Source organism: Bacillus sp. C28GYM-DRY-1, assembly GCF_030519405.1.
In the GTDB taxonomy this organism is placed as follows: domain Bacteria; phylum Bacillota; class Bacilli; order Bacillales; family Bacillaceae; genus Bacillus; species Bacillus spizizenii_A.
Genome location: NZ_JAUMKF010000094.1, coordinates 1 through 261, shown reverse-complemented (window position 1 = coordinate 261; position 261 = coordinate 1). Strand labels below are relative to the sequence as shown.

At 41.4% G+C, this 261-nt stretch carries 1 pseudogene; it reads right to left on the bottom strand.

Going from position 1 to position 261, the window contains the following annotated elements:
- Window positions 1-261 (bottom strand): annotated as a pseudogene (locus Q3W56_RS21245) (IS5/IS1182 family transposase); the annotation flags it as partial.

Here is a 261-nt window from a genome sequence, read left to right as displayed (position 1 = left end):
AGTATGTAAGTACCTGCTGGTTCGGGCAAATGTAACGGTCTTGTTCACTGTCATAATGAAATTTCCATTTTGGAAACAAGCCTCTAGTGGGATGATATCGTCTATGGGCAATAACGCCAAAAATATGACGGTCAGATAATCCTTTACAAATGGGAGTCGTTAAATATCCGGAATCAAGAGCGACAGCTTCCACTTGAAAACCAAATCGTGCGATTTGGTGATCCAATCGGTCAAGGTAAGGCACAGAATCATGAACATTTC